Origin of the sequence: Aeromonas sp. R1-1, from assembly GCF_040908495.1 — a bacterium.
In the GTDB taxonomy this organism is placed as follows: Bacteria; Pseudomonadota; Gammaproteobacteria; order Enterobacterales; family Aeromonadaceae; genus Aeromonas; species Aeromonas veronii.
Genome location: NZ_JBFODV010000062.1, coordinates 1 through 4530 on the forward strand (window position 1 = coordinate 1; position 4530 = coordinate 4530).

Annotated in this window: 4 protein-coding genes; 1 reads left to right on the forward strand and 3 read right to left on the reverse strand. The window is 59.2% G+C overall.

All coding sequences use genetic code 11. From position 1 onward, the window contains the following. Window positions 1-61 precede the first annotated feature (61 nt). The 3 genes from AB5Y92_RS03555 to AB5Y92_RS03565 form a co-directional block, all read right to left on the reverse strand. Window positions 62-703 carry a TetR/AcrR family transcriptional regulator gene (locus AB5Y92_RS03555; RefSeq protein WP_245096604.1) on the reverse strand — a complete coding sequence of 214 codons (642 nt, stop codon included), beginning with the start codon at window positions 701-703 and terminating at the stop codon, window positions 62-64. 1 nt (window position 704) lies between these two features. Next, a complete protein-coding gene (locus AB5Y92_RS03560) occupies window positions 705-1892 on the reverse strand; it encodes a patatin-like phospholipase family protein (protein WP_040065538.1) in 1188 nt (395 codons plus the stop codon). A 94-nt stretch (window positions 1893-1986) separates the two neighbouring features. Then, window positions 1987-2559: a phasin family protein gene (locus AB5Y92_RS03565; RefSeq protein ID WP_005333118.1), complete on the reverse strand. Its 573-nt coding sequence runs from the start codon at window positions 2557-2559 to the stop codon at window positions 1987-1989. 248 nt (window positions 2560-2807) lie between these two features. Between AB5Y92_RS03565 and AB5Y92_RS03570 the strand changes: the two genes are divergently transcribed. Next, a partial coding sequence (locus AB5Y92_RS03570; protein WP_368225578.1) for an SDR family oxidoreductase occupies window positions 2808-4530 on the forward strand: 1723 nt, incomplete at its 3' end.

A 4530-nucleotide genomic window follows, 5' to 3' on the forward strand; every position in this document is an offset into this window, starting at 1 on the left:
GGGGAAGGGGACAAATTCGAGTTGTGAAGTGGTCATGCTTGTTCTCCCTGTAGCATGTGAATCAAACCTTGTCGGTGTAGTGGTGGGCGAGGGCGCCCAGATGAGCGCGGGCATCGGCCCGCAAATAGGGTGCGACCAGCTGCATCACCTGAAAGACGCCGAGGGCAATATCGGCGTCCGCCTTGGGGTGCAGTGCCCGCTGATAAGAGATCCAGAATGTGCCAACCAGCGCCACATTGGCCGCCAGCGTGCGCATCTGTTGCGCCGTGCCCTCCATCAGCCCGACCGTTTGCAGATGGTTGCAAATGGCGATGGCGGTCAGCTCCTTGCGGCGCAGCAGGGCGGAAAAACGCTGTTCCACCTGATGATAACCACTCATCAGGGTCGCAATATCGTAGTAGAGGAAACGGTACTGCCAGATGGCTTCAAACATCAGGTGGAGAAAGAGCCAGATATCTTCGGGCTCATCGGACGGGGAGCTGACCGCCTCCAGCAGGCGATCCATCTGCTGTTCAAATTCGCAGAACAGGGCGTTGACGATCTCCTCCTTGCTGTGGAAGTGGTAGTAGAGATTGCCCTGGCTGATCTCCATCTCGGCCGCAATGGCCGAGGTGGTGACGCTGGGTTCCCCTTGTCGATTGAAGCAGGCGAGGGCAGTGGTCAGGATCCGCTCCCGGGTACGACGTTTGGGTTTGCGATCCATGCTACTCCTTTGGTGATGAACGGCGCACGCCGTGGCGATAGCGTTTGGCAAGCCAGTGCTGCAACTGCTCCAGCGACTTGTCGAGGGCGGCGACCGAGCCAATGCCAGGGGCCAGCAGGGTGCGATCTTCATCGGCCAGCGCGGCCAGATTGAGCTCAAGGCCATGCTTGGCCAGCACCGGCGCCAGCTCGTCACGACGCTGCCAGAGATCACGGCGGGTATGCTGGTAAGCGTGCTCGCAGAGACGGCGACGATCCCGATAACTGAACACATTGGTGAAGAACATCTCGCCATCAGCAGAAGAGGGCTCAAACAGCAGGGCGTCGGCGTCGGGATATTGGTGTTTGTAGCGATCCATCCCCACATGCATGCGGGAGTGGATGATGGCGCGAAAGGTCTGGGCCAGTACCACCGGCAGACCGCTGTCCACCAGATTGGTCGGCGCGCCGGCGGCCATGTCCGCATCATAAGGCACCAGCGGATTGATGCAGAACACCAGATCCGCCCCCTCCTCCAGCGCTACCGAAGCGTGCAGGGTCTTGATCAGCGCCCCGTCCACATAGTAACGACCGTTGATCAATGAAGGGGGAAAGAGGCCGGGCAGGGCGGCTGACGCCTGTACCGCCGCCGAGATGGGCACGTCATCGAGCCCCGGGCTGCCGAAGGCAACCGGATGACCGGTGTCGAGTTCGGTAGCGACCACAAACAGTCGACTGCGCAGCTGGCGGAAATCGTTGCTGCGGCCGGGGCGAGAAAAAAACTGGGTCAGGGTGCGATCCACCCCGCGGTTGTCGAACAGTCCGGTCGGAATGGCCTTGGAGAGCCCCTGCAGCGATTCAAACAGGCTGCGCTTCCAGGGGGCCGCCAGATAGTAGGTCAGGCTCTGCCACGCCAGTGGCGGGATCGAGGTCAGGCGGTCGGCATATTCACGAAAGGCGGGTCGCAGCAAGGTGGCCGGGTCAAACATCTCCCCCGAATCATCGCTAAGCAGGATCCGCACCAGCTTTGCCGGCGAGATGCCGTTGGCCAGCGCCGAGGCCACCACGGCCCCCGAACTGACGCCAACATAGATATCAGCATGGTCAAGGCGCAGGCCGTTGATGCTGTCAGAGAGGGCTGCGCAGGCACCGATCTCGTAGATGCCGCCGAGCGGCCCGCCGCCAGCAAGGGCAATTGCGATGGTACTCATAGCGTCGCCTCCCTATCCATGACATTCACCATGACAAGACCGGCCCAGCACAGGGCATGGGCCGGTATCAATCACCTTCCGTCACCACGAGGGATCAGGGCAGGACGCTCTCTGCTTTGGCCTTCACCTCTTTCACCGCGTCTTCGGCGGCGGAGAGGAGATCGGCGGCCTGCTCAACCACGGCCTCTTTAGCCTTGGCTACCGGTGCCTTCTTTACCGGAGGCTTGCGGGCAGCGGGCTTTTTGGCTGCAGCCGGTTTGGCTTCAGCGGCAGGAGCCTCCTCTTCCTGCGCATCCAGCAGTTGCTGGACCACGTCGGTCAGCTCGGCCATGCGCTTGGAGAGCTTGTCGATATCCTTGCGGGTCGGAATGCCGAGGCTGGCCACAGCGCGGGCCACGCGGTCTTCAAACACCTGCTCCAGACGACCCCAGGTATTGGCGGTCTTGTCGGTCACAGCGGCAATCTTCTCATCTGCGCTCTGACGGGTTTTTGCTTGCAGCGCTTCACCTTCCTGCACCAGGGCTTCAAAGATCTTGCCACCTTCTTCCTGCGCCTTGGCATAGGCACCCAGACCCGCCAACCAGATCTGCTGGGTGGACTCCTTGATGGTGGAGGTGAGTTGGTTGTCGGTCACTGACCCTGCCAGCGCTTTCAATTTCTTAGCCATGATCTTCTCCTTGAATAACGACAGTTAAATGTAATGGCGACAACGAAACTGCAATCGGGTTGTGGCATTACTGATTTTTCAACTTCAGTCTAGGGAGAAAAAATAGAGGGTTCTACCTAATAACGGAACAGGCACACCACCGAAATTAGGGTTTGCTCACGAACCGACAATCAAATTGCGGATTCCCATATGAATCGTGATATATCTAACAACCTAGTAACACCCTAATCAGTAGCAGGATTCTCTTTATGAACTATTTCATTACTGGCGGTAGTGGTTTTATCGGGCGTCGATTGATCAAAAAGTTATTCCAACAGCATCCCGACTGTATCGTCTATTTTCTGATGCGCGCCTCTCATCAGGATAAATTGCCGGAGTTATTTGCATTCTGGAATGTGGATGAATCGCGTGCAGTCCCGGTTTTTGGCGACATGACGCAACCGCTGCTGGGGGTATCGGTCGAGATGCAGGAGCAGTTGATCGGCAAGATAGACCACTTCTTCCATCTGGCTGCCATCTATGATCTGAACGCCAAGGCAGGGATCCAGCAGCAGGTCAACACCGAAGGGACCCGTCAGGCTGTTCAACTTGCCGAGCGGCTGGGGGCGGGACAGTTCCACCACTGCAGCTCCATCGCTGCAGCGGGTCTGTTCGACGGTCTGTTTCGCGAGGACATGTTCGATGAGGCAGAGCACCTCGACATGCCTTACTTCCAGACCAAGCACGAAGCGGAAGGGATTGTGCGCAATGAGTGCACAGTTCCGTGGCGAGTCTATCGACCGGGGATCGTTGTCGGTGACTCCAACACCGGCGAGATGGACAAGATCGACGGCCCTTACTACTTCTTCAAGACCATCCAGAAGCTGCGTCGTCTGCTGCCGCCCTGGATGCCGGCCATCGGGGTTGAGGGCGGGCGCATCAATATCGTGCCGGTCAACTTTGTGGTCGATGCCATGGTGCATATCGCCCATCAGGAGGGAGAGGAGAACAAAACCTTCCACCTGACCGACCCCAATCCTATGCGGGTTGGCGATATGCTGAGCACCTTCTCCCGCGCCGCCCATGCGCCGGAGCCTGCGATCCGCATCAACGCCTCTCTCTTTAACTTCATTCCCCGCCACCTGACCGCCATGCTGATGACCATGGCACCAGTGCGCCGCATTCGCGATGCCGCCATCGCCGATCTGGGTCTGCCCAAGGATGTGTTCCGCCTTATCAGCTATCCCACCCGTTTCGACAGTCGCGAAACCCAGCGGGTACTGAAAGGGACCGGTATCGAAGTGCCGCCGCTGCACAGCTACGCCTGGCGGCTGTGGGACTACTGGGAGCGTCACCTCGACCCGGAGCTCTTCATCGATCGCTCCCTGCGTGGTCGGGTAGAGGGCAAGGTGGTGCTGGTGACCGGGGCCACCTCCGGTATTGGCCGAGCAACCGCACGCAAGCTGGCGGGGGCAGGGGCCAACGTCGTGACCATCGCCCGCGACGAGCAGAAGATTGCCGAGACTAAAGCTGAATTTGCCGAGCTGGGTCTGACCATCGAGATCTATCAGGGGGATCTCTCCAATCTGGCCCAGGCCGAGGAGCTCACCGCTCGCATCGTGGCCGATCACGGCGGCGTCGATATTCTGGTCAACAATGCCGGCCGCTCCATCCGCCGCTCCATCGAGGACTCCTTCGATCGCTTCCACGATCTGGAGCGCACCATGCAGCTCAACTACTTCGGCGCGCTCAAGGTGATCATGGGGGTGCTGCCCACCATGATCGAGAAGAAGAAAGGCCACATCATCAACATCTCCTCCATCGGGGTGTTGACCAATGCGCCGCGCTTCTCCGCCTATGTTGCCTCCAAATCTGCCCTCGATGCCTGGGTGCGGACTGCCGCCTCCGAGTTTGCCGATAAAGGGGTGAGCTTCTCCATCATCAATATGCCGCTGGTGAAAACGCCGATGGTCGCGCCGACCAAGGTCTATG